Source organism: Pseudomonas sp. GM41(2012), assembly GCF_000282315.2.
Lineage (GTDB): Bacteria > Pseudomonadota > Gammaproteobacteria > Pseudomonadales > Pseudomonadaceae > Aquipseudomonas.
Window position 1 is genome coordinate 1,370,578 of record NZ_AKJN02000006.1, and the last position, 20,942, is coordinate 1,391,519.

At 58.9% G+C, this 20,942-nt stretch carries 20 protein-coding genes and 1 pseudogene; 9 read left to right on the forward strand and 12 right to left on the reverse strand.

Annotation, left to right across the window (positions count from 1 at the left end; genetic code table 11):
• Positions 1–2: 2 nt before the first annotated feature.
• From PMI27_RS19730 to PMI27_RS19680, 11 genes and pseudogenes are all read right to left on the reverse strand, one after another.
• The gene (locus PMI27_RS19730) at positions 3–1,463 is read right to left on the reverse strand and encodes a 2-hydroxymuconic semialdehyde dehydrogenase (protein WP_008157149.1); all 1,461 of its coding nucleotides are present in this window, start codon (positions 1,461–1,463) and stop codon (positions 3–5) included.
• An 18-nt stretch (positions 1,464–1,481) separates the two neighbouring features.
• The gene (locus tag PMI27_RS19725; RefSeq protein WP_008157150.1) at positions 1,482–2,186 is read right to left on the reverse strand and encodes a class II aldolase/adducin family protein; all 705 of its coding nucleotides are present in this window, start codon (positions 2,184–2,186) and stop codon (positions 1,482–1,484) included.
• Positions 2,183–3,046, reverse strand: coding sequence for a VOC family protein (locus PMI27_RS19720; RefSeq protein WP_008157152.1), 864 nt, complete (start codon positions 3,044–3,046; stop codon positions 2,183–2,185). The genes PMI27_RS19725 and PMI27_RS19720 overlap by 4 nt, the downstream gene beginning before the upstream one ends.
• Before the next feature lie 177 nt (positions 3,047–3,223).
• On the reverse strand, positions 3,224–4,459 hold the full coding sequence (locus tag PMI27_RS19715; protein WP_008157154.1) for an MFS transporter: 1,236 nt from the start codon (positions 4,457–4,459) through the stop codon (positions 3,224–3,226).
• An 86-nt stretch (positions 4,460–4,545) separates the two neighbouring features.
• Positions 4,546–5,493: a SphA family protein gene (locus PMI27_RS19710; RefSeq protein ID WP_008157155.1), complete on the reverse strand. Its 948-nt coding sequence runs from the start codon at positions 5,491–5,493 to the stop codon at positions 4,546–4,548.
• A gap of 184 nt (positions 5,494–5,677) precedes the next feature.
• Entirely contained in the window at positions 5,678–6,631 is a 954-nt protein-coding gene (locus tag PMI27_RS19705) for a fumarylacetoacetate hydrolase family protein (protein WP_008157157.1), read from the reverse strand.
• Positions 6,632–6,641: 10 nt separating this feature from the next.
• Positions 6,642–7,019 (reverse strand): YciI family protein, encoded by a 378-nt coding sequence (locus PMI27_RS19700; protein WP_008157159.1) that lies wholly within the window; start codon positions 7,017–7,019, stop codon positions 6,642–6,644.
• Entirely contained in the window at positions 7,012–7,944 is a 933-nt protein-coding gene (locus PMI27_RS19695; protein WP_008157161.1) for a VOC family protein, read from the reverse strand. The genes PMI27_RS19700 and PMI27_RS19695 overlap by 8 nt, the downstream gene beginning before the upstream one ends.
• A gap of 14 nt (positions 7,945–7,958) precedes the next feature.
• Positions 7,959–8,273, reverse strand: coding sequence for an NIPSNAP family protein (locus PMI27_RS19690; protein WP_008157163.1), 315 nt, complete (start codon positions 8,271–8,273; stop codon positions 7,959–7,961).
• Positions 8,267–9,193 (reverse strand): annotated as a pseudogene (locus PMI27_RS32325) (NAD(P)-dependent oxidoreductase); the annotation flags it as partial. The pseudogene PMI27_RS32325 and the gene PMI27_RS19690, both read right to left, overlap by 7 nt.
• Positions 9,194–9,401: 208 nt before the next feature.
• Positions 9,402–9,719 carry a carboxymuconolactone decarboxylase family protein gene (locus PMI27_RS19680; protein ID WP_008157167.1) on the reverse strand — a complete coding sequence of 106 codons (318 nt, stop codon included), beginning with the start codon at positions 9,717–9,719 and terminating at the stop codon, positions 9,402–9,404.
• A 212-nt stretch (positions 9,720–9,931) separates the two neighbouring features.
• On the opposite strand from PMI27_RS19680, the gene PMI27_RS19675 reads away from it, so the two are divergent.
• The 8 genes from PMI27_RS19675 to PMI27_RS19645 all read left to right on the forward strand — a co-directional run bounded on the left by PMI27_RS19675 (position 9,932) and on the right by PMI27_RS19645 (position 19,205).
• Positions 9,932–11,305, forward strand: coding sequence for a glutamine synthetase family protein (locus tag PMI27_RS19675; RefSeq protein ID WP_008157169.1), 1,374 nt, complete (start codon positions 9,932–9,934; stop codon positions 11,303–11,305).
• Between the two features lie 10 nt (positions 11,306–11,315).
• Positions 11,316–12,707 (forward strand): aldehyde dehydrogenase family protein, encoded by a 1,392-nt coding sequence (locus tag PMI27_RS19670; RefSeq protein WP_008157171.1) that lies wholly within the window; start codon positions 11,316–11,318, stop codon positions 12,705–12,707.
• Between the two features lie 3 nt (positions 12,708–12,710).
• Entirely contained in the window at positions 12,711–13,871 is a 1,161-nt protein-coding gene (locus PMI27_RS19665) for an iron-containing alcohol dehydrogenase (RefSeq protein ID WP_008157173.1), read from the forward strand.
• A 154-nt stretch (positions 13,872–14,025) separates the two neighbouring features.
• Positions 14,026–15,591 carry an amino acid permease gene (locus tag PMI27_RS19660; RefSeq protein ID WP_008157175.1) on the forward strand — a complete coding sequence of 522 codons (1,566 nt, stop codon included), beginning with the start codon at positions 14,026–14,028 and terminating at the stop codon, positions 15,589–15,591.
• Between the two features lie 407 nt (positions 15,592–15,998).
• A complete protein-coding gene (locus PMI27_RS30325; RefSeq protein WP_008157215.1) occupies positions 15,999–16,160 on the forward strand; it encodes a DUF2986 domain-containing protein in 162 nt (53 codons plus the stop codon).
• Positions 16,161–16,275: 115 nt separating this feature from the next.
• The gene (locus tag PMI27_RS19655) at positions 16,276–16,638 is read left to right on the forward strand and encodes a DUF6463 family protein (RefSeq protein ID WP_008157214.1); all 363 of its coding nucleotides are present in this window, start codon (positions 16,276–16,278) and stop codon (positions 16,636–16,638) included.
• A 115-nt stretch (positions 16,639–16,753) separates the two neighbouring features.
• Positions 16,754–18,244 (forward strand): M15 family metallopeptidase, encoded by a 1,491-nt coding sequence (locus tag PMI27_RS19650; protein WP_008157213.1) that lies wholly within the window; start codon positions 16,754–16,756, stop codon positions 18,242–18,244.
• Positions 18,245–18,461: 217 nt separating this feature from the next.
• Positions 18,462–19,205, forward strand: coding sequence for a hypothetical protein (locus tag PMI27_RS19645; RefSeq protein WP_008157212.1), 744 nt, complete (start codon positions 18,462–18,464; stop codon positions 19,203–19,205).
• A gap of 42 nt (positions 19,206–19,247) precedes the next feature.
• Here the strand turns inward: PMI27_RS19645 and PMI27_RS19640 are convergent, their stop codons facing one another.
• Positions 19,248–20,051 (reverse strand): hypothetical protein, encoded by an 804-nt coding sequence (locus tag PMI27_RS19640; protein WP_008157211.1) that lies wholly within the window; start codon positions 20,049–20,051, stop codon positions 19,248–19,250.
• Positions 20,052–20,251: 200 nt separating this feature from the next.
• Between PMI27_RS19640 and PMI27_RS19635 the strand changes: the two genes are divergently transcribed.
• Positions 20,252–20,923, forward strand: coding sequence for a GntR family transcriptional regulator (locus PMI27_RS19635; RefSeq protein ID WP_008157210.1), 672 nt, complete (start codon positions 20,252–20,254; stop codon positions 20,921–20,923).
• Positions 20,924–20,942: the final 19 nt, after the last annotated feature.

Consider the following 20,942-nt stretch of genomic DNA (forward strand, 5'->3'; position numbering starts at 1 on the left):
CCTTACAGCCGCACGCAGACATTGCGCAGCTCGGTGTAGAACTCAAGCGAATGAACGCCCCCCTCACGGCCGATACCCGACTGCTTGGCGCCGCCGAAGGCGGTACGCAGGTCGCGCAGGAACCACGAGTTGATCCAGCAGACACCCACGTCCAGCGCGCTGCCCAAACGATGGGCGACCTGCAGGTTGGAGGTCCACACGCTGGCGGCGAGGCCATAGGGGGTGTCGTTAGCCAGGCGGACGACTTCTTCTTCGGTATCAAAGGGTGCGATGTGGCAAACCGGGCCGAAGATTTCCTCGCGCACCACGGCCGAGGTTTCCGCAAGGCCGGTCCAGATCGTCGGCTCGAACCAGGCCCCTTCGGCCAGGTGCTCCGGCACCTGTGCAATGCCACCGCCGTGGACCACCGTGGCACCATCGGCGACAGCCTGGCGGCAATAGGAAAGGATCTTCTCGCGGTGACCGAGCGAGATCACCGGCCCCATGGTGCTGTCGTGCTGATTGGGATCACCCACCTTGATGCCTTCGGCGTGGGCCTTGAATGCAGCGACGAAGCGTTCAAACAGCGGACGTTGCACGTAGATGCGCTCGGTCCCCAGGCACACCTGACCGCTGTTCTCGAACACGGCGCGCCCCAACCCTTTGACGGCCTTTTCCAGGTCCGCATCGGCGAAAACGATGCCGGCGTTTTTGCCACCCAGCTCCAGCGATACCGGGCGGATACCCTTGGCTGCGGCCTTCATGATGATTTCACCCGTGCCGGTTTCACCGGTGAAGGTGACACCATTAACCTCTGGGTGAGCGGTGAGGAACGCGCCGGCCGAGTCGCCGCCGAATCCATGCACCACGTTGTACACACCGGGTGGCACGCCGGCTTCATTCATGACCTCGGCGAGCAGCGTGGCAGTGGCCGGTGTCTCTTCGGAAGGTTTGACCACGACGGTATTGCCACAGGCCAGGGCCGGCCCGACCTTCCAGGTCATCAGCAACAGCGGCAGGTTCCAGGGGCAAACAACGGCGATGACGCCACGCGGTGCTCGCACGCTGTAGTTCACGGCTTTGCCACCGTCAGGCGTATCCATCACGAAACTTTCGGTCGGCACATTCTTGATCAGGTCGGCGAACACCTTGAAGTTGGCCGCACCACGGGGAATGTCCAAATGTCCGGCGAGCGCGCGGGGTTTACCGGTATCGGCCACTTCGGCCGCCACGAACTCTTCATGGCGACGTTCGATGCCATCGGCCACCTTGTGCAACAGCGCCGTTCGCTGGGCGACGGTCATGCTGCCCCACGGGCCTTTCAATGCCGCTTGCGCAGCTCGCACGGCGTCGTCGACTTCAGTCTTGCCGGCCTCATGCACCAAGCCGATCAGGCTGTTATCGGCCGGGTTTCGGTTCTCGAAGGTACGGGCGCTACTCACCCATTCACCATTGATGAAATGGCGGAATTCTTTAGCAGGCATAAGGTATTCCTTCTTGTTTTAGAGTGTTGGAACGCTGGCTTCGGGATCGCCCGCCGTCAGGTATTCCCACATGCGTTCGTAGATTCGGCCGCTGGTGACAGCCCGTTGCGCGCAGCTTTGCGCGTCGAGTACCGGCCCTTGAGCGGCAAGACCTGCGCTGTGCAGTTGCAATTCAATCCGCGCGGCGTCTTCCAGGTACCAGGTCAGCGTCAACGCTTCGATCAGTGACGCGCCAACGACGATGGCGCCATTGCCACGCATGACCAGGGCGTTTCCCTGTCCTAATTGATCGGCCAGGTCGCTGGCCTGTTCGTCGCTGCGCAGCAGCTGTGGGTCGTCCCACAGAGGGATTGGCGACTGGAAATAGCTGCCCATTCCATGGCGCGGTTGAGGTGTCAGCCTTGCACAGGACAGGGTCATGACCTGGGCAGGCATGCTGCGGATCACCGCATGGGCATCCGGGCGGCGACGGTATATTTGCTGGTGGATGCGGACCTCACCCAGCACACCCTCGGGCAACTCACCTTTGATCGGGACCACAACGCCTGGCTCGCCCGGCCGGATCAAACCCATCGGTTGCGCTGCGCAAACCAAAAAATGCTCCTCATCCAGCCGCAGGCTGCAGTGTCCGTAGGCGTGCACCAGACCGGCGCGGGACAAGGCGCGCGCGGCCACGCGCACTTGCGATTGCTGTTCGCGGCTGGGGGTTGGCAAGCGACTCACGATTTGAATTCCGGAATGTCAGGCTTCGCACCCCAGGCGCAGAATCCCGCACCCTCCGCCGGAAACTGCCGAGGCTGGTGGCTTGCATCATTCTCTGGAGAGATCAGGCTAACCCCTGTCGAGTATTCGTAGGTCATGCCGTCAGGTCCCTCGAAGTAGAGGAACATCGCGCCCGAGGTGGGGTGGCGGCCCGGGCCAAAGAGGATGCGAATGCCCCGCTCAACCAGGAAGTAGTAGGCGCGCATCAAGTCATCGACGGTTTCCACCTGGTGGTTGATGTGTTGCACACCGGGATGGGACGAAGGGAACAACGCGATCTTGTGATGGACCTCGTCGATGCGCAGTAGCGGCGCCTCGCCAATTCGGTCACTGACCCTGGCGTTTGCCAGCTGAGTCCAGAACAGTTCATCACGCCGGGCATTCAGGGTGCGCAAGCCAATGTGGCTGAAACCGGTGATACCGGCATCGCGACTCGGGAAATAGCGTCGCCCGCTGGCATGGGGACGCAAGACCAGTTCGATGTTGTTGCCGCTGGGATCCTTGAAGCGAATGAAGTCGTCGACATAACGCACTTCAGCGTCTGCACGCGAGCCATGCTGTACGTCGAATTCATGACGCTCCAGCAACACCGCGGCGTCTTCCAGGTCTTGCGCTGTCCTGACCTCGAACGCTGTCGTGGTTTCCTGCGGATCGCCCTCGTAATAGCAGAGCGTGTGGTCGCGACTGTCCGATCGGAAGTACACCGCGTCGTTGGCTTCTCGGGCGATCTGCAGTCCGAGAACCTGAGTGGCGTAGCGACGCGCTTCGTCCAGATTCGCGGTACCCAACCGTATGTATCGAATGTCATGCAGGTTGATCATGAGGGATGTCCTCTTATTTATTGTTGTCTGGGATTCATCTTCCCGTTGCCCAATAAATAAAAGAAGCAAATATTAGTTATTCTCACTATCTGAAATGCTTATAGAGATATCAGCCTTTTCCGGAAAAAAAAATGCCCCGTATCCGTAGATACGAGGCATTGGCACTCACGAATCAGGTCAACCGATTGCCTCCTTGGCAATGTCTGAAGCGGCAGCCTGAGTACTCATCTCGCCCACTGTTTTATTCCTTGGCATGGAGATCACGAACACTGCGGAGATGACGTAGAAGCCGGCGCAGACGATCAATCCCGCTGCCAGGCTATAAAAGCTGGCAATGCCACTGAGCAGCACGGGGGCAAAAGCCGCCAACCCTCGGCCCATGTTGAAACAGAAGCCCGCCCCCAGCGTTCGCACCCGGATCGGGTACATCTCGCTGAAGTAAGAACCGAACAACCCTGCGAACACCATGAAAAATGCGTACCCCGCCCCGATCCAGATCAGCGATTGGGTCTGGGTGGTATAGACATAGACCAGCGCCATCATGGATGTCAGCAACAGCGATATGACAATCGTAAGCCGCTTGCCAATGCGGTCGGCGATGAAACCGAATACGTTCAGGCCAAAGAAATTCCCGAGATGGAGCACCGCCATAAAGCTGGTCATCGACGCCACAGTCAAGCCACGGTCCTGTATCAGGTAGGTGGGCAGCCACGTGCTGACGCCCCAGGAGCCAAGCAACGCGAAGCTGGCTGCAAGAGACCCCAGCAGGGTGTAACGAAGTAGCTCAGGCGAAAAAATCTCCCTGACCGATATCCGCTGCGCAGCAGTGCCCTGAGTATCGCGCTGAGCCTTCCAGGCCGGCGATTCAGGAATCAGAAAATACACATAAATGATCGGCAATATCACCGCGGCGCCGGACACGAAAAACATCAAACGCCATTCCGGCAGCATGAACTTTGCCGCCAGGGCAGCCGCGATGGCGCCAATCGGGAAGGCACTGATCACGAAGGATATGGCTCTGGCGCGTTGCTTGGGCGGCCACGTTTCGACGATATAAGCCGAGAGGATCGTCCATACCCCGCCGAGCCCAAGACCTGAGAGAAACCTCAGGCCCGCCATTACGTAGAGATCATGAGCGAATGCAAAGACACAGGTCAGTGCGCCGAAGATCGCCAGCGATGCAATCAATGCCTTGCGCCGGCCGAAGTTGTCGGAGTACCAACCTGTGGCAACGCCGCTCACCCCAATACCCAGCAATGTAGCGCTAGCCAGCGCACCCACCTCATGGAGGCTGAAACCCAGGTCCTGGCGGATAACGGGTAGAGCGAGCGTGAGCAGGATGATCTCCATTGCATCAAAGAGGTAGGCGATGAATCCACCGATCAGTACGTGCCACTTGGATATTCCAGTCATGATTTCACCTGGTTCTAATTATTGGACAGTGATGTTCATTCAAGGGGCGCCATGTTGTTTATGGCTTCCCTGGGAGGAGGTGACGTTCAGAATCGGTAAACGGCCTGCAGCCAGATTCGATCACCTTCGGCTCGGTTCTCGACCTTTGTCTCGTGCTGCCATTTCATGACAAACCCGATTGCCGGGGTCTGGTATTTGATCGCGGGGCCGATCGCGGCGACTTGACCACGGTTACCATCCAGGTAGGTCTCGCCATTCTTCTCATCATCGCTGACCTGCTTGTACAGATAGCCGTTCACGCCTACCTGCCATTCGCGGGTGATGTTGTAGCCGATGTTGTAGTCGGCGTTGAACTCACGGCCGGAGCGATAGTTGGTTTCGGAGTTCTCGCCGTTGATCATGTAGATGAGCTTGGCGCTGACCTCCAGATTCTCCAGCGGATAGGCGGTAAATGAATACCAGGGCCCGTAAGCCCATGTGTTTCGACCCGGGTTGAAAAGGCGGTCCTTGTCATAGGAACCGATGGGCGCAAACACATCCAGGCCGAGTAACTGGTGGTACCGTGGAGAGCTCCAACCCAATACAAATGGAACCACCGTCAGATCGCCGACGCCTTCTTGATGGTCGCTGCGATGAACGCGACCACGAGGCGTATCGACATCGAAACTGATGTCACCCTTGATCAAGGGCAAGGCAAGGCGACTGGCCAGTTTGGCACCCAGTATCGAGAAGTCCTGATAGACGTAATCCACGCGTATCGACAGTGCCTGGACATTAAGGTCAAAGTTGTGAATACCTTGTTTTTTATCGCCCTCGCCGTCCAGCGTTTTGTTCGCACTGTAGTCGGACAAGTAGAAGAACTCGGTAAAGCCTGGCGGTGGCATCTTTCCCGCGCCGACCGTATTCACACCCAGTGGGTATGAACTGCCGCCGCCCTCTGTTGCCTGGGCAAGCGGAACACAAAGAAGACCGATGCAGAGGGTGCTGATCCAGACGTTTGACGCGCGCAAGGTAGGTGATTTTAGTGTGTTCATCTCATGTTCCATTTTTATTTTTGTATTACGGAGGAGAGTTTTTTTGGAACTTTCAGCGTTGGCGTTACTTAAAAACGGCTGGCAAATTTCAGGTGCAGCGATGCACACCGTCATTTGTCAGGACGCTGCAAACAGTTGAGTTATTCAATGGCCGGGCACTGATTGCCCGGCCGTCAGCACGGTATTAGCGAATAGTGGTTTCCAGCTCGCCGAGCCCTTCGATGCAGACTTTCAATACATCGCCGCGGTCCAGGAATGTGTGGCTTTCCATGCCCACGCCTGCCGGTGTTCCCGTCAACAGCACATCACCGGGAAACAGGTCGATGGTCTGGCTCAGATAGGAAATCTGCTCTGCAACGCCGTACATATGGTTGCGGGTATTGGAATCCTGTACCCACGCGCCGTTCCTCGACAGCTTGATATTCAAGTTCTCGGGGTCTTTCACAAATTGTGCTGGCGTCAGGTACGGGCCGAGTGGGCAAGAACCGGTGAAGCATTTGTGTCCAATCCAGTCGAAGCGAAACGGCGAGCTCGGATCGACTTGCTCGCGGCGCAGTCGATCACGCGCGGACAGGTCATTGGCGCAGGTGTAACCCGCCACATAGTCGAGTGCATCTTCAATGGAGACGCGCGATGCTCTCTTGCCGATCACCACCGCCAACTCGGCTTCCCAATCGAGCATGCGGACACCTTCCGGAAAGTCCACCGCTTGCTTGTGTGCGACCAGACTGCCGCGGCCGGGTTTGATGAAATGCCAGGGAGCAATGCCCTCGCTGCGCGGATCCAGCGACAGTTTCATGTTGAACGCACGGGCCATGGCTTCGACATGGTCACGATAGTTTGCTCCCGCGCAATAGATCGTGCCTGGACGTTCCAGAAACGGAGCAAAGTGCAAAGTGGCAAGATCAAGCCGCTGCGACTCATAGAGCGCTGGCGCTTCAAACACCGCCACTGCAAGCTTTTGCAGCTGCGGATTGGACGTCTCCCAACTATCGAGCAATGTATCGATGGAAGCTGTCGGCAACTCAAGGCCTGCCGTGGCCACAAGCTGACCGAGATCATAGGCATATTCGCCAACCAGCAGGCCGGTAGCGTTTGACTGGACATCCGTCCGATAGGTGAAAAGCTGATACTTCATGGGGCCACCATCACAGGAGCGAAAAGCGTTGGTTGGAAAAGCTGACGTGGAGCGTCAGGCCGCCTTCCATGAGCAGCCACTTGCGTACCTCTACGTCATAAACACCCTGGGCAATAAAGGGATCTGACTGGACGATGCGCAGCGCTTCGGCCTGATCCGCTGCACGCAGAATGCTCATGCCGCCCAGTTCACCGGGAAAGGTCTGATCCGAGACAAAGGGTCCGGAAGCAAACAACTCGCCGCGTTGCTGCGCCAGAATCGCCCACTTCAAGTGGGCGTCCAGCAGCTCTGGTACGCGGGTCAGATCCCGTGGCGTACGCATGACCACGAACAGCGGCTTGTTCAACATCCCTGCCAGCAGTTCCTTGGTCGCAGAGCTGTCACTCATCACGCGCCGCCTCGAAGTTCTGAATGAACGTCTCAGGAGGTGGATTGGTTGCCCACACGGCGATCAGGTCTGGTGGTGCCCCGTCGATAGCCAGCCATTCGCTGTCATCTTCGGGAATGACATCGATGTCCCAGAAGTATTCGACCATGCTGTCCCAAGGGTCGCGGATGTAATGAAAGTAGTTGGAGCCTGCCACATGCCGACCCAGGCCAAATGCGCTTTCATAGCCCAGGCTCATCAGGTGTTGAGCGCCCAATTCGATCTCATCAATACCCATCACCTCAAAACTGAGATGGTGCAGGCCGCTATGGCTGCTCTTGGCCAGGCCCAGTACATGGTGATCACCGCCACAGCCACACCGCAGAAAGGCGATCTTGTCCCCCGCGCGATCAGAGACTTTCATCCCTAGCACCCGGGTATAGAAGTCAATCGAACGATCCACATCGGGGGTGAATTTGATCAAGTGACCCAAGCGCAACGGTGTCACTCGACGCAACTTCGAGGACGGTGTGCACCCGCGCTGACCGATGCGACGGTAACGGCCCGGGGTGTTCGACTCTGGCGTCGGCAAAGGAGCTAGCGGCATGGAGTCGGCGTCGGTGACGTGAACCCAATCGCCGGATGGATCACGAAACCACAGCCCTTCTTGCCCGATATCAAACGGTGCCGGATGGATGACCACACCGTGATAGCTCAGATTTTCGCGAATAGTCTGCAACCCCTCAGCATCGGTACCAAACGAGATGTAGCTGAGTTGCTTTGTAGTACCAGGCATCAGCCGCACTTGATCCTGGGCGCGCCCTTTGCAACGCAACACCAAATGCTCACCTGCCATGCGGGCTTCGAGCCCGACAGCTTCGTAGAAGGAACGACCTACTTCCAGGTCTGGAACGGTCACGCCTACGTGTTGTAGAGAACGAATCATTTTGGATGCTCCTCTTAACGGATAGGGGAAAAGGGCGCGGCGCTCAGCAGTTCCACCTGCTGGGCAACCACCAGATGGCCGTTCTTGCCGAGGAACGCGCGCCACCTTGGGTCGCTGGACAGCGCCGCGCGGCGTTGGGCACGGTCCTCATAGCTGGAGTATCCCCACAACTGAATGACCCGATTGATGTCCCCCGTTTCCGGCTTGAAATAACCGATCAGATTGCCCAGCGCCTCGCCCTGAAGTGGCAGCCCCTCCTCCTCGTAAGCACGCAGGAATTCGTGCAGGGCGCCAGGCTTGAGTTGATAGGTGCGTTGTTCGATCAGCATGTTGTTTTCTCTTTTTTGGAATGTTTCTGGGAATCAGCCTGGGAGTCGGCCTCGATCAACTTGATCACTGCCGAGATGTCTTCTTCACCGATGCCTTCTTTGATAGCCCGTTGAAAGTAAGGCTTGGCGGCGTTGAACAAAGGCGCGGCGCTACCGAGCTCCTCGGACAGCTCACTGGCCATATCGATGTACTTCTCCAGCGTGGCGAAAGGTCCTGGCGCCGGCAGGAAGTGACGATCAGCCATCATCGGTGCTCTTGCGCTGAACATCGTTGAACCACCCGCGCTTTGGCGTATGACCTCAACCACCTGCTGTGCGCTGAACCCTGCTTTCACGCCAAGGTTTAACGCCTCGGCTGCGGCCAAGGTGTGGATAGTCACGAGATAGTTGGCGATCAATTTCATTGCGACTGCGCACCCAAACCCACCGATGTGGAACTGGATGTCGGCGATCGCATCGAGTACCGGCTTGCAGTGCTCCACCAGGTCAGGGTCACCGCCCAGAAACAAGGAAGCCTTGCGTAGGGAAACCATGGATGGAGTACCACTGACCTCCGCTTCCAACACCCGCGCACCACGTTGTTCGATACGCTGAGCCATTCGTTGCTTGAAGGCTTTGTGATAGGTGCCGATCTCGATGAGCGTGTGCTGCGGTCCTATGGACTGAAGCAGGCCATCAGGCCCCTCCATGATTCCCATGTGGGCCACTTCGCTGGGCAGGCAAGTGAGGATGAAGTTTGATTGCGCCGCTACGGCGGCTGGGCTTTCGAGCGCGATGCCACCCTGACGGATGAAGGCTTCACGATCTCGACGTCGGTAACCGACAACGCGAAATCCGGCCGCAAGCAGGTTGGTTGCGATAGGAAGGCCAAGCTGGCCGATTCCCACCATACCGATGGTTATCACAGGCATTTTTCGCTTCTCTTGTTGTTGTTCTTTTACGCAAAGCTTGAAGCTCGGCTAAGCGCTAACCTAGGCGCAGCCGGGTTTGGGAGCAAACAGCCCAGGTTATGAATAAGTAGAAGCGAGGGTTATACAAAGGGCGTAAACGGGCCCGATACCTCAGCCGGGACGCATCCCATCGCTGAGGTTCAGGGGGAACCGGTGTGTTGTCGTTCAGCCAACACGTTCACGTCTCAATCACATCGTCCGCCCAACTGATGGCCGCAACGACAGTCGGGAAACCGATCGTGCTGGTCAGGGAAATCAGCGTGTGACGGATCTGCTCTGGCGTGGCGCCCGCCTCCAGTGCCCGTCGGGTATGGCTGTGCACCGCGCCCTCAGAGCGGATGGCCGCCGCGGCACCGAGCTGGATCAGCTGGACAACGATCTCTTCCAGTGGGCCGGTATGACGCACCGCCGTACCCAAGGCCTCCACGGCGGCCAGGTAATCCGGGTACTGCTGTTCGAGACGTTGGTAGGTGTTGTGCGCTTTCTTCTTTGTCATGTTTGTTTCCTCGCGTTGGAGGGCGATCAATTCGCGCCTTTACGCCCGAGTCATCAGGCTGCGATTTGCGAAACTTGCACACTGCAACAGTAGGCTACGCTTACAGCAGCTTATTGCACACGATGCTCGCGTCTGCAGGTTTTGGTTGGTTCTGGAGAGCGTCTGCAACAGCTATTTCAGACAGGCCCAAACAATTCACGCAGGACTACGTGATGACCGAGCCCCTCCTCAGTTTTGATCAACTCAAGCGTGCCGCCGCCTCCGGCGAGATCGATACCGTTCTGGTCTGCATGGTCGACATGCAAGGCCGACTCGTCGGCAAACGATTCCAGGTCGAGTTTTTCATCGACAGCGGCCATGAAGAAACCCATTGCTGCAATTACCTGCTCGCCGACGACATCGACATGGAACCGGTGCCGGGTTACGCCGCGGCCAGCTGGAGCAAAGGTTATGGCGACTTTGTGCTCAAACCCGACATGGCCACGTTGCGACGGGTGCCCTGGCTTGAGTGCACGGCGCTAGTGCTCTGCGATGTGCTCGATCATCACCATCGGCGCGACCTGCCGCACAGCCCGCGGGCGATCCTGAAAAAGCAGGTCGAGCGACTGCGCGAGCGCGGCTACACCGGCATGTTCGCCTCGGAACTGGAGTTCTATCTGTTCGACGAGAGCTACGAGGCCATCCACGAGCGCAACTACCACAAGCCGAAAACGGCCGGTCACTACATCGAGGACTACAACATCCTGCAGACCACCCGCGAAGAGCCGGTGCTGCGGGCGATTCGCAAGCATCTGCAGGCCAGCGGCATTCCCGTGGAAAACTCCAAGGGTGAATGGGGACCGGGTCAGGAAGAGATCAACATCCGTTACGCCGATGCGCTGACCATGGCCGACCACCACGTCATCATCAAGCACGCCTGCAAAGAGATCGCGCAACTGCAGGGCAAGGCGATCACGTTCATGGCCAAGTGGCGCTATGACGCCGCCGGTTCCAGTAGCCACATCCACAATTCGCTGTGGGACAAGAACGGTAAAAAGCCTTTGTTCTTCGACGCCAAGGCTGAGTTCGGCATGTCGAAACTGATGCGTTCCTGGGTGGCCGGGCAGCTCAAATACGCCAACGACATCACCTGTTTTCTCGCGCCCTACATCAATTCGTACAAGCGCTTTCAGGCCGGCACCTTTGCCCCGACCCGGGCGGTGTGGAGTCGGGACAATCGCACCGCAGGTTTCCGTTTGTGCGCGGAAGGCAGCAAATCCATCCGCATCGAATGTCGCATTGGCGGTGCCGACCTCAACCCTTATCTGGCCTTCGCCGCGTTGATCGCTGCGGGACTGGCCGGTATCGACGAGAAGCTCAGCCTCGCGCCGCCCTTCGAGGGCGATGCCTACGTCGACGAACACTTGCCTGAAGTATCGAAGACCCTGCGCGAAGCCTGCGCCGCACTTCAGGGCTCGACCATGTTGCGCGAAGCGTTCGGCGATGAAGTGATCGACCACTACGTGCACACCGCCGAATGGGAGCAGAAAGAGTACGACCGGCGGATCACCGACTGGGAACTGCAGCGCGGGTTTGAACGTTATTGAGACCGCCATCATGACTTCAACGATTCAACTCATCTCACCGGTCGATGGCCGGGTCTATGCCGAACGCCGCTGCGCCGATGCGGCGCAAATCGACCAGGCGCTGGCAGCGGCCGAAGCTGCCCAGGCGCAATGGAAACGCCGGCCACTGAGCGAACGCGCCGTCTTCTGCAACGCCGCGGTGGACGCGATGCTGGCCATGAAGGCTGACATCGTGCCGGAACTGGCCTGGCAGATGGGCCGCCCGGTGCGCTTTGGTGCTGGCGAACTGCGCGGTTTCGAAGAGCGTGCCCGGCATATGATCGCGATTGCGCCTGAAGCCTTGGCAGCGATTGAACCCACGCCTATTAACGGTTTTCGACGCCATATCAAACGCGAACCGCTGGGTACGGTGTTGGTCGTCGCCCCTTGGAATTACCCCTACCTGACTGCGGTGAATACGATTATCCCGGCGCTGATGGCCGGCAACAGCGTCATCCTCAAACACGCGTCGCAAACGTTGCTGGTCGGCGAACGGTTCGCCGAGGCGTTTCGCCGCGCCCATCTGCCCGAAGGACTGTTCCAGAACCTGCTGCTCAGTCATGTTAATACCGGAGCGATCATTGCCTCTGGACGCGTGCAGCAAGTGAACTTCACCGGCTCGGTCGAAGCCGGTAAATCCATGGAACATGCTGCCGTCGGAGGTTTCCTCGGCGTGGGCCTGGAACTCGGCGGCAAAGACCCGGCCTACGTCCGCGCAGACGCCAACCTCGAACACGCAGTGGAAAACCTGGTGGATGGCAGCTACTTCAACTCCGGGCAAAGCTGCTGCGCGGTCGAACGGATCTATGTCGATGAAAAAATCTACCCCGCGTTTGTCGAACGCTTCGTCGCACTGACTCGCCAATACGTGCTGGGCAGCCCACTGGACGAAGCCACCACCCTCGGCCCGCTGGTGAATCCGGCCGCCGCTGAATTCGTTCGGGGTCAGATCGCCGAAGCACTGTCAAAAGGCGCCAAGGCACTGATCGATCCGAAGACCTTTCCCGCCGACGCACCGGGCAGTGCCTACCTCGCGCCGCAAGTATTAGTCGACGTCACCCATCAAATGTCGGTGATGCGCGAGGAAAGCTTTGGTCCCGTGGTCGGCATCATGCCGGTGGCCAGCGACGACGACGCCATTGCCTTGATGAACGACAGTGAGTTCGGGCTCAGCGCGTCCATCTGGACGCAAGACCTTGCCGCCGCCGAACGCCTGGGCAACGAGATCGACACCGGCACCGTGTTCATGAACCGCTGCGATTACCTGGACCCGGCCCTGGCCTGGACCGGCGTGAAGAACAGCGGGCGCGGCGTCACGCTGTCGCGCCTGGGTTATGAACACCTGACCCGCGCGAAATCCTTCCATTTGCGCCACGAGATCTGAGCCATGAGCCTGACCGCGAACTGGAACTACCCCACAAGCATCCGCTTCGGTGTCGGCCGCATCGCCGAACTTGCCGAGATCTGCCGCAGCCAAGGGATCCAGCGACCGTTGCTGGTCACCGACAGTGGCCTGGCGCGTGCCCCGATCACCCTTTCAGCGCTGGACGCCTTGCGCGCCGCCGGCCTTGGCGTCGCGCTGTTTTGCGACCTTAAACCCAATCCGGTCGAAGCCAACCTGGCGGGCGGGCTCGACGCCTGGCGCGCCGGCAAACACGATGGCGTGGTCGCCTTCGGCGGTGGCAGTGGCCTGGACATGGGCAAGCTCATCGCCTTCATGAGCGGCCAGACCCGACCGGTGTGGGATTTCGAAGACATCGGTGACTACTGGACCCGCGCCGACGAAGGCAGCATCGCCCCGATCATTGCGGTGCCGACCACGGCGGGTACCGGCTCCGAGGTGGGCCGTGCGGCGGTAATCATCGATGAGCGTACGCACACCAAACGCATCATCTTCCACCCGAAGATGATGCCGCGCGTGGTCATCAGCGACCCGGCCCTCACCGTCGGCATGCCGGCCAAAGTCACCGCGGGCACCGGCATGGATGCGTTTGCGCATTGTCTGGAATCGTATTGCGCCCCCGGCTTTCACCCCATGGCCGAAGGGATTGCGGTGGAAGGCATGCGCCTGGTCGCCAATGCCCTGGTGCGAGCCGTACACACACCCTCGGACCTGGAGGCGCGAGCGGAAATGCTCGCGGCTGCCGCGATGGGCGCTACCGCTTTCCAGAAAGGTCTGGGCGGGATGCACGCCCTCTCACATCCGGTGGGCGCCCTGTACGACACCCATCACGGCATGACCAACGCCACGTTCATGCCCTATGTCCTGAAATTCAATCGCCCGGCCATCGAGGAACGCATCACCCGCCTCGCCGCTTATTTGCGTCTGCCCTCGCCCGGCTTCGACAGTTTTCTGGCCTTCGTCCTCAAGTTGCGCAAGGACATCGGCGTGCCCCATACGCTGGTTGAGCTGGGGGTGGATGACCGGCAGGCCGACCTGATCGCGGACATGGCGATTGTCGACCCCTGCGCCGGCGGCAACCCGCTGCCATTGACCCGAAATGGCGCGGCAGAAATTTTCGAAGCGGCGTACCACGGCCGTCTGTAGGAGCAGTTGACTGTCCATGGCCAAGGTGCGAACGCGCAGCATGGACGGGGTTTATCCGTTAGAAACAGGAGCAGTACGACAAGGGGTTGAAGGCCAGCCCGTCCGACAACGTAAACCCGGATGGATGCGTATCAAAACCTAAGGGGCACACAACATGAATCCAGCAAGCCAGCCCGGCACGAGCGCGCCGCAAGACGATGACGTCAAGGTGCTGCACAGCATGGGCTATGCCCAGCAGCTCTCGCGACGCATGGGCGTTTTCTCCAACTTTGCCATTTCCTTTTCGATCATCTGCATCCTCTCGGGTGGCATCAACTCACTCGCCCAGGGCACCTCGGGTGCGGGCGGTGCGTCAATCGGCATCGGCTGGCCGATCGGTTGCCTGATCTCCGGGGTTTTCGCCATGGCCATGGCGCAGATTTCCTCGGCCTACCCCACCGCTGGCGGCCTCTATCACTGGGGTTCGATTCTCGGTAACCGCTTCACCGGCTGGCTGACTGCGTGGTTCAATTTGCTGGGGCTGGTCACCGTGCTCGGTGCGATCAACGTCGGCACCTATTACTTCTTTTTCGGCGCCTTCGGACCAGCACTGGGAATGGAAGACACCACCACGACCCGGGTGATTTTCCTGGCGATCCTGACCGGTATCCAGGCCTTGTGTAACCACTTGGGTATCGGCCTGACGGCGAAGCTCACCGACTTCTCGGGCTATCTGATCTTCGCCACGGCGCTCGCGCTGACCATCGTCTGCCTGATCTCGGCGCCCAGCTATGAGTTCGCCCGGTTATGGACCTTCAGCAACTATTCCGGCGAGGCTGGCGGCAGCGTTTGGCCACAGGTGTCGAACGGCTGGATTTTCATGCTCGGCCTGCTGCTGCCGATCTATACCATCACCGGCTATGACGCCTCTGCGCATACCTCGGAAGAGACCCGAAATGCCGCCATGTCGGTGCCTCGCGGCATGGTCATGTCGGTGGTCTGGTCGCTGCTGTTCGGCTGGGTCATGCTCAGTTCGTTCGTGCTGATGCTGCCGAACATGGATGAGGCGGCGAAGCAAGGCTGGAACGTATTTTTCTGGGCCATGAACACGCAGGTCAACCCAACCGTGAAGCTCGCGCTGTACGTGGCGATTTTCATCTCGCAGTTCCTCTGCGGGCTGGCAACCGTGACCTCGGTTTCACGCATGATCTTCGCGTTTTCCCGTGACGGTGGCCTGCCCTGCTCGAAAGCGCTGGCCTCAGTTTCGCCTACCTATCGCAGCCCGGTGGCTGCGATCTGGACCGGTGCCACCCTGGCGGTATTGTTCGATTGGGGATCGTCGGTGATATCGGTCGGCGCAACGCCGGTCTATACCATCGTGGTGTCCTGCACGGTGATCTTCCTGTTCTTCTCCTTCATCATTCCCATCGTGCTGGGCCTGTTTACCTTCGGGACGTCGAAGTGGCCAACCATGGGGCCGTGGAACATGGGACGCTTCTGGTACTCCGTGTTCGCCATCCTCTCGATCCTCTCGATGGTGATCATTTTCGTCATCGGCATCCAGCCACCGAACGATTGGGCGCTGTACATCACCATCGGCTTTCTGGTGCTGACGGCCATCGTCTGGTTCGGTTTTGAAGCTCGACGCTTCCAGGGGCCGCCGATTGGCGACATGATCGTCAAGCGTCAGGCTGAAATTGCCGCGGCGGAAGAGGCGTTGAATAAACGGGCTGGAAGCTGATTGCTAGTTAAGCGTGACGCTAACCCTGTGGCGAGGGAGCTTGCTTCCGCTGGCTGCGTAGCGGCCCCAAAAGATCGCAGCCTTCGGCAGCTCCTACAGGGGATCGTGTATACCTGTAGGAGCTGCCGAAGGCTGCGATCTTTTAAGGGATCATTGCAACGCAAGAGAGTGGTTAATGGCATGCTGACCTCAGTCGATGATTGAGCGATCTCAAGATCAGCACCCACTTCTCATCCACTCAGACAACTTTTCATGAAACGCCATCGAATTCCGAGGGGGCGGTGATTATCATGGACGCCGGTTCGGCAGGAGGCATGCTCGAAGACGCAGTGAAGCCCTGTCTAATTCCCTGGGCTTCGTGCACCAACCTCTGCCACCATTCAAGACTTACAAGCCGAGTAGAAAACATGAATCGTCGTAAAAAAATACAGCAGTTATTAAAGGCTCACGCAAAAAAGGCCAGTGCCAAATTGGCACCGGCCAACAAGTCTAAATACATTAGTAAAGCTGACCGATTGAAGCTAGCGGCTGAACCTGGTCTAGACTCGATCAATTCCCCTGAGAGCTGATTTATTTATCTTCTTCGGTTGCTGGACGTTACGCGATAAAACCGGGACCGTGCCGCGCTCCCTTAACCAAACGTCAGGCACTTATCCAGCCTTACCGTTACGGAGCATATAAGACATGTCAAACATCGTCGCATGGACCCTGTTCGCCTTGGGCGTCTTCCATGTTCCATTCGGTATTATCAAGTTCAAAACGGCATTCGCCGCCGCTGTAGACTCTGGATTCGTTGACCAATTCAGAGCGCACGAAGATCGACGCACTGCCCTCTGGTTTACCATGCTGGGACCGCTTTTTATGCTCGCAGGGCAGACAGCGATTCACGCCGTAGCCGTTGGCGATCTCGCGCTACTTAAAATTGTTGGCCTCTATGTGTTGATGATCTCGATCATTTGCGTCATTGCTGTTCCAAAATCGGGGTTCTGGGCAACGCTGCTGGTTGCTCCGCTGATCATCGCGGCAGGGTATGGCTTGTACGCCTGACAAACGGTTCAAGTCGTCCACGTCATCGGGTAACTGAAACGGGGGGTTGGCTACCGCTTTATTCCTTAACGGCCCGCCTGATCCGGCTTGAGGATCGGCCTCTTTGGAGCCTCGCATGCCCCGTCTCTGCACCCATCTGCCTCTACCCTCCTCGACACTGTTTTCGCTTCGTTCACGCAGCCTGCTCACGCGGACCTGGCTGCGATGGATCCTGTGCCTGAGCATTGTCGTGCCCGGCATCGCCGTTGCAGAGACACGACCCGAGAACATGGTGTATCTGCGTACGATTGATCCGGGCATCGAGCAAGACATTCGCTATGCCAGCGCTCACAACTTCACCGGGCACCCACTCGACGGTTACGCCGCGGCGCAGTGTCTGTTATCGCTGGACGCCGCCAAGGCCCTCGCTCGGGTACAAACAGCGTTGCGGGCGCAGGGCTACGGTTTGAAGGTGTTTGACTGTTATCGACCGAGCCGTGCCGTTGCCGATATGGGGCGTTTTGCGTCGGAGCCGGGTGACCCGCGCAAGGCCGAGTTCTATCCGCGTGTGGACAAGCAGGACTTCTGGCGCCTGGGTTACGTGGCCCGTGTGTCGAACCACTCCAAAGGCTCAACCGTGGACCTGACACTGACCGGTCCGGATGCCCTGCCTGCCGAGACCTGGACACCTTCAGCCGGGCAAGTCGATTGCACGGCCCCTTATGACCAGCGTTGGCGCGACGGCGCGCTCGACATGGGCACAGGGTTCGATTGCTTTGATGAGCGCGCGCATACCGACAACCCGACGATCAGCGCTGCCGCCACAGAAAATCGCCAGAAGCTCAGCAGGGCCATGGAGAAAGAAGGGTTTACCGGGTACTCGAAGGAATGGTGGCACTTCACCTACAGCGGGGAAGGTTCGCCGAAGAACGTCATGGACTTCCCCATCACGCCGCTGGGTGCACGCGATGTTCTCGACACCGCCAATCAGCTGATTGTGGTCACCACAAAAAACTGGACTGACATCCAGGGCACGGCCCAGCGTTATGAACGGCAGGGCAACAGCTTTCGAAAATACGAAGGGTCATTTCCGGTCGTGGTCGGCAAGAGCGGGCTGGCGTGGGGCAAGGGCCTGAGCAGCGTTGAGCAACGCGAAGGTCCGGTCAAACGTGAAGGCGATGGAAAAGCGCCTGCCGGGGTGTTCAAACTGGGAACGGCATTTGGCTACGACAGCACGGCTGAGACAAAACTGCCTTACCTGGCGCTGACCTCGACCATCGAATGCGTGGATGACAGCCACTCCGCACGCTATAACGAGCTGGTCGACGGAGCGACTGTTTCGAAAGACTGGAACAGCTCCGAACGTATGCGTCGCGATGACGACATGTATCGAAAAGGCATTTTCATCGAGCACAATACGCCGGCGTCCCCCGCCTCGGGCTCGTGCATTTTCTTCCACATCTGGCGCGGCCCCACCTCGCCGACGCTCGGCTGCACCGCCATGGACCCAGCGGATATTTCTCGCTTGTTCGATTGGCTGGATCCTCGCCAGTCCCCTCTGCTGGTTCAAATGCCCGAAGCGGAATACGAGCAAATCCGCGAGAGCTGGAACCTCCCCGAACGTTGATACAACTCCGTTACGCCGGCTGTTACTTCCTGATCTGCACCGGCGCCAATACCCCTTCTGACTGTAACGCCAAGACACTTCGCCGCACTGCACGACCCGTCTACCGTGAAGCCATCAATGTGCTTACAGGGTCGTGACACATCATCGGCACCGTCCGCCGGATTCAAAACCCGCTGCCCATTGATTGCCCAACACTCAACCAAGGAAGAGGGAAACCATGAGTCAGTCAAGCGCAGCAAGTAAACAAAGCCAGCAACTGCACAAAGACGTGCAAGAGGCTTTCAAGTCGTTCCAGAGCGTCGCCCCAACAGCCCTGAAAACCACCGACTACAGCAAGGTGCTGACGTCGACCCTGGCGGCCACCCAAAAATCGGTCAAGATTCAGATCGCCTCCGCAGATCTGACCCTGCTCAAACAATCAGGCTACAAACTGTGTTTTGCCAAGAAAGTCGGCAACGAAGCCTACAACGTGGTCTGGCAGTCTTACGTTCAGTACCTGAGCAACAGCACGTTCAGCTGGACGCCCCAGTATCAGTTGTTCGGCGCCAACTCTTTCCAGGCCAACGTGCAGGTTGATGTGTCGACCAACCTCGTCAATATCGGGCTGGGCCAACAGTCGATACTCGACAATGCCGGCCTGCTGGGTTCGGCGACGAGCGGTGGCCCCGACACCTCCATCACCCTGGTGAACAACTACGGTGCGATCCACCCCGGCCTCAGCCAACTGTCCACGGGCATCGATGGCAGGCAGATCAGCACGCCCATCTACGTGGCCTCGGCACAAGTAGTCACCGGCCAGACCGTGCTAACCCCCGTCGAGACCATTCTGGTGTGGTTCGAACAGAACGTGCAGACCAGCACCATGTTCAGCACCTCACGCTCGCAATCGGTCGAAATCGACCTGACCTTCGATAACAGTGCGACCCGCCTCTACTCTGGCGGTCTCTGGACCATCCCGTAGCGCCAGCCTCCTGGGGCAACCTTATGGTTGCCCCTCTGTTCATCAATCGTCGCTGCCACCCCGGGCGAAATAGCCCGTCAACGACCGGCAAATGGACTCGGCCAGATCTTCCTGAGTGGCAATGCCATAGGGTTGATTGCGATCGAACTGCGCTGACCAGCGAATGCGGCCCTGAGCGACATCAATCAGGCGCACCGAGGCCCGGACACGAGCCGGCTCCACCCGCACGCTGCCTTCCAGCGAATAGCTGCCCCGCCCCGTCCGCCCCTGGGCCAGTGTTTTCACACTGCTTCGCGGCACCTTCATCAGCACATGACTGGCGCGGGTTTGCGTCTGTTCAAACGACTCGAACAGCCTGCAACTCAACTCTTCGCACAAGCCCCGGGTAAAGTCGTCGCCGTCGTGGGTGATGCAGGTAAACGGCTGGAGTTGCAGGACAGGATGGCGAATCGCGATGCCTTTGAGTCTGAGTCGCTGGTACGCCAGCCGATAACAACCGGCCGGAATGCTCAGACGCACCGGATCCTGCTGGCCAAACGTGGCGTAATGACTGGCGAGCTTGCGCCGCAATCGGCCTACCTGAACCCGCACCACGGGATCATCGCCGGTGCAGTAGACCGCCGGATCACGGCGAAACACCGCGATGCCGATGGCGTGCTCGGTCAGGGGGATGTCCGAGAACTGGAGGTCGTGCTCGACCAGAAAGCGCAGCAGGCTGCCCATCCGCCGTGACTTGGCGAACAACGGGCTAGCCAGTAACAGCGCGAGCACCCGCTCCACCTCTTCACGAGCGAGAGGCTCGGGAACGATGTCTGCACTTGCATTGCCAATGGGCTTGATCACCACAGCCTGCCTCCTTGCAGGTAACCGCTTGTCGCCCGCCACCTTGAGGGCATGAACGACTCGAGCGCTGCCAGAACGTAGCGTAGCAGTTGCCATCGGATCGGGAAGATATTGCAGTGGCGGGAGGCCCCGGCCATCGCCGAAGGAACACCCAGTGCAAATTCGTATACCATATCTGCAATTCAATCCGAACGATCACGACCGTGGCCCTGACAAAACTCAACGCTCCCGACCTTGGCAATTCGCCTTCGACGTCGGAAATCATCACCCGTCATCTGCGTGACGCCATCGTCGCCGGGCATTTCGCCGAGGACGAACCGATTCGCCAGGACGATATCGCCCGTCAGTTCAACGTCAGCAAGATTCCGGTGCGCGAAGCCCTCAAGCGCCTGGAGGCCGAAGGCCTGGTGATGTTTCAGCGTAATCGCGGGGCGATGGTCACCCGGGTTTCCGATGCAGAACTGGCGCAGATGTTCGAAGTGCGCATGCTGCTCGAAGACAAGGTGTTGCGCCTGGCCATTCCGAACATGACCGAAGACACCTTCGCCCGTGCCGAACGCATCTGCCAGGAGTTCATCGGCGAAGATGACGTCGGTCGCTGGGCCGAGCTCAACTGGGAACTGCACGCTTGTCTTTACGAACCGGCGCAACGACCGTTTCTGGTCGGCCTGATCCGCTCGATCAACGACAAGCTGGAGCGCTACCTGCGCATGCAGATGAGCCTGTCGGCCGGCAAGGAACGCGCCGATCACGAACACCGGGAAATCCTTGCAGCCTGTCGCGCCGGTGACGTGGACCTTGCGGTGAAGTTGCTCGACGAGCACATTGCCGGGGTCTGCAAGACCCTGTTCGAACATCTGCCTCACCACCACTGACCCCTCGCCGCACTGTGCC

What these genes read in the sequence shown, in the direction of transcription:
- PMI27_RS19700 (WP_008157159.1), bottom strand. Translation starts at nt 7,019, where the DNA reads ATGAGTGACAGCTCTGCGACCAAGGAACTGCTGGCAGGGATGTTGAAC.
- PMI27_RS19705 (WP_008157157.1), bottom strand. Translation starts at nt 6,631, where the DNA reads ATGAAGTATCAGCTTTTCACCTATCGGACGGATGTCCAGTCAAACGCT.
- PMI27_RS19680 (WP_008157167.1), bottom strand. Translation starts at nt 9,719, where the DNA reads ATGACAAAGAAGAAAGCGCACAACACCTACCAACGTCTCGAACAGCAG.
- PMI27_RS19650 (WP_008157213.1), top strand. Translation starts at nt 16,754, where the DNA reads ATGCCCCGTCTCTGCACCCATCTGCCTCTACCCTCCTCGACACTGTTT.
- PMI27_RS19690 (WP_008157163.1), bottom strand. Translation starts at nt 8,273, where the DNA reads ATGCTGATCGAACAACGCACCTATCAACTCAAGCCTGGCGCCCTGCAC.
- PMI27_RS19695 (WP_008157161.1), bottom strand. Translation starts at nt 7,944, where the DNA reads ATGATTCGTTCTCTACAACACGTAGGCGTGACCGTTCCAGACCTGGAA.
- PMI27_RS19730 (WP_008157149.1), bottom strand. Translation starts at nt 1,463, where the DNA reads ATGCCTGCTAAAGAATTCCGCCATTTCATCAATGGTGAATGGGTGAGT.
- PMI27_RS19715 (WP_008157154.1), bottom strand. Translation starts at nt 4,459, where the DNA reads ATGACTGGAATATCCAAGTGGCACGTACTGATCGGTGGATTCATCGCC.
- PMI27_RS19645 (WP_008157212.1), top strand. Translation starts at nt 18,462, where the DNA reads ATGAGTCAGTCAAGCGCAGCAAGTAAACAAAGCCAGCAACTGCACAAA.
- PMI27_RS19670 (WP_008157171.1), top strand. Translation starts at nt 11,316, where the DNA reads ATGACTTCAACGATTCAACTCATCTCACCGGTCGATGGCCGGGTCTAT.
- PMI27_RS30325 (WP_008157215.1), top strand. Translation starts at nt 15,999, where the DNA reads ATGAATCGTCGTAAAAAAATACAGCAGTTATTAAAGGCTCACGCAAAA.
- PMI27_RS19710 (WP_008157155.1), bottom strand. Translation starts at nt 5,493, where the DNA reads ATGAACACACTAAAATCACCTACCTTGCGCGCGTCAAACGTCTGGATC.
- PMI27_RS19655 (WP_008157214.1), top strand. Translation starts at nt 16,276, where the DNA reads ATGTCAAACATCGTCGCATGGACCCTGTTCGCCTTGGGCGTCTTCCAT.
- PMI27_RS19665 (WP_008157173.1), top strand. Translation starts at nt 12,711, where the DNA reads ATGAGCCTGACCGCGAACTGGAACTACCCCACAAGCATCCGCTTCGGT.
- PMI27_RS19660 (WP_008157175.1), top strand. Translation starts at nt 14,026, where the DNA reads ATGAATCCAGCAAGCCAGCCCGGCACGAGCGCGCCGCAAGACGATGAC.
- PMI27_RS19720 (WP_008157152.1), bottom strand. Translation starts at nt 3,046, where the DNA reads ATGATCAACCTGCATGACATTCGATACATACGGTTGGGTACCGCGAAT.
- PMI27_RS19675 (WP_008157169.1), top strand. Translation starts at nt 9,932, where the DNA reads ATGACCGAGCCCCTCCTCAGTTTTGATCAACTCAAGCGTGCCGCCGCC.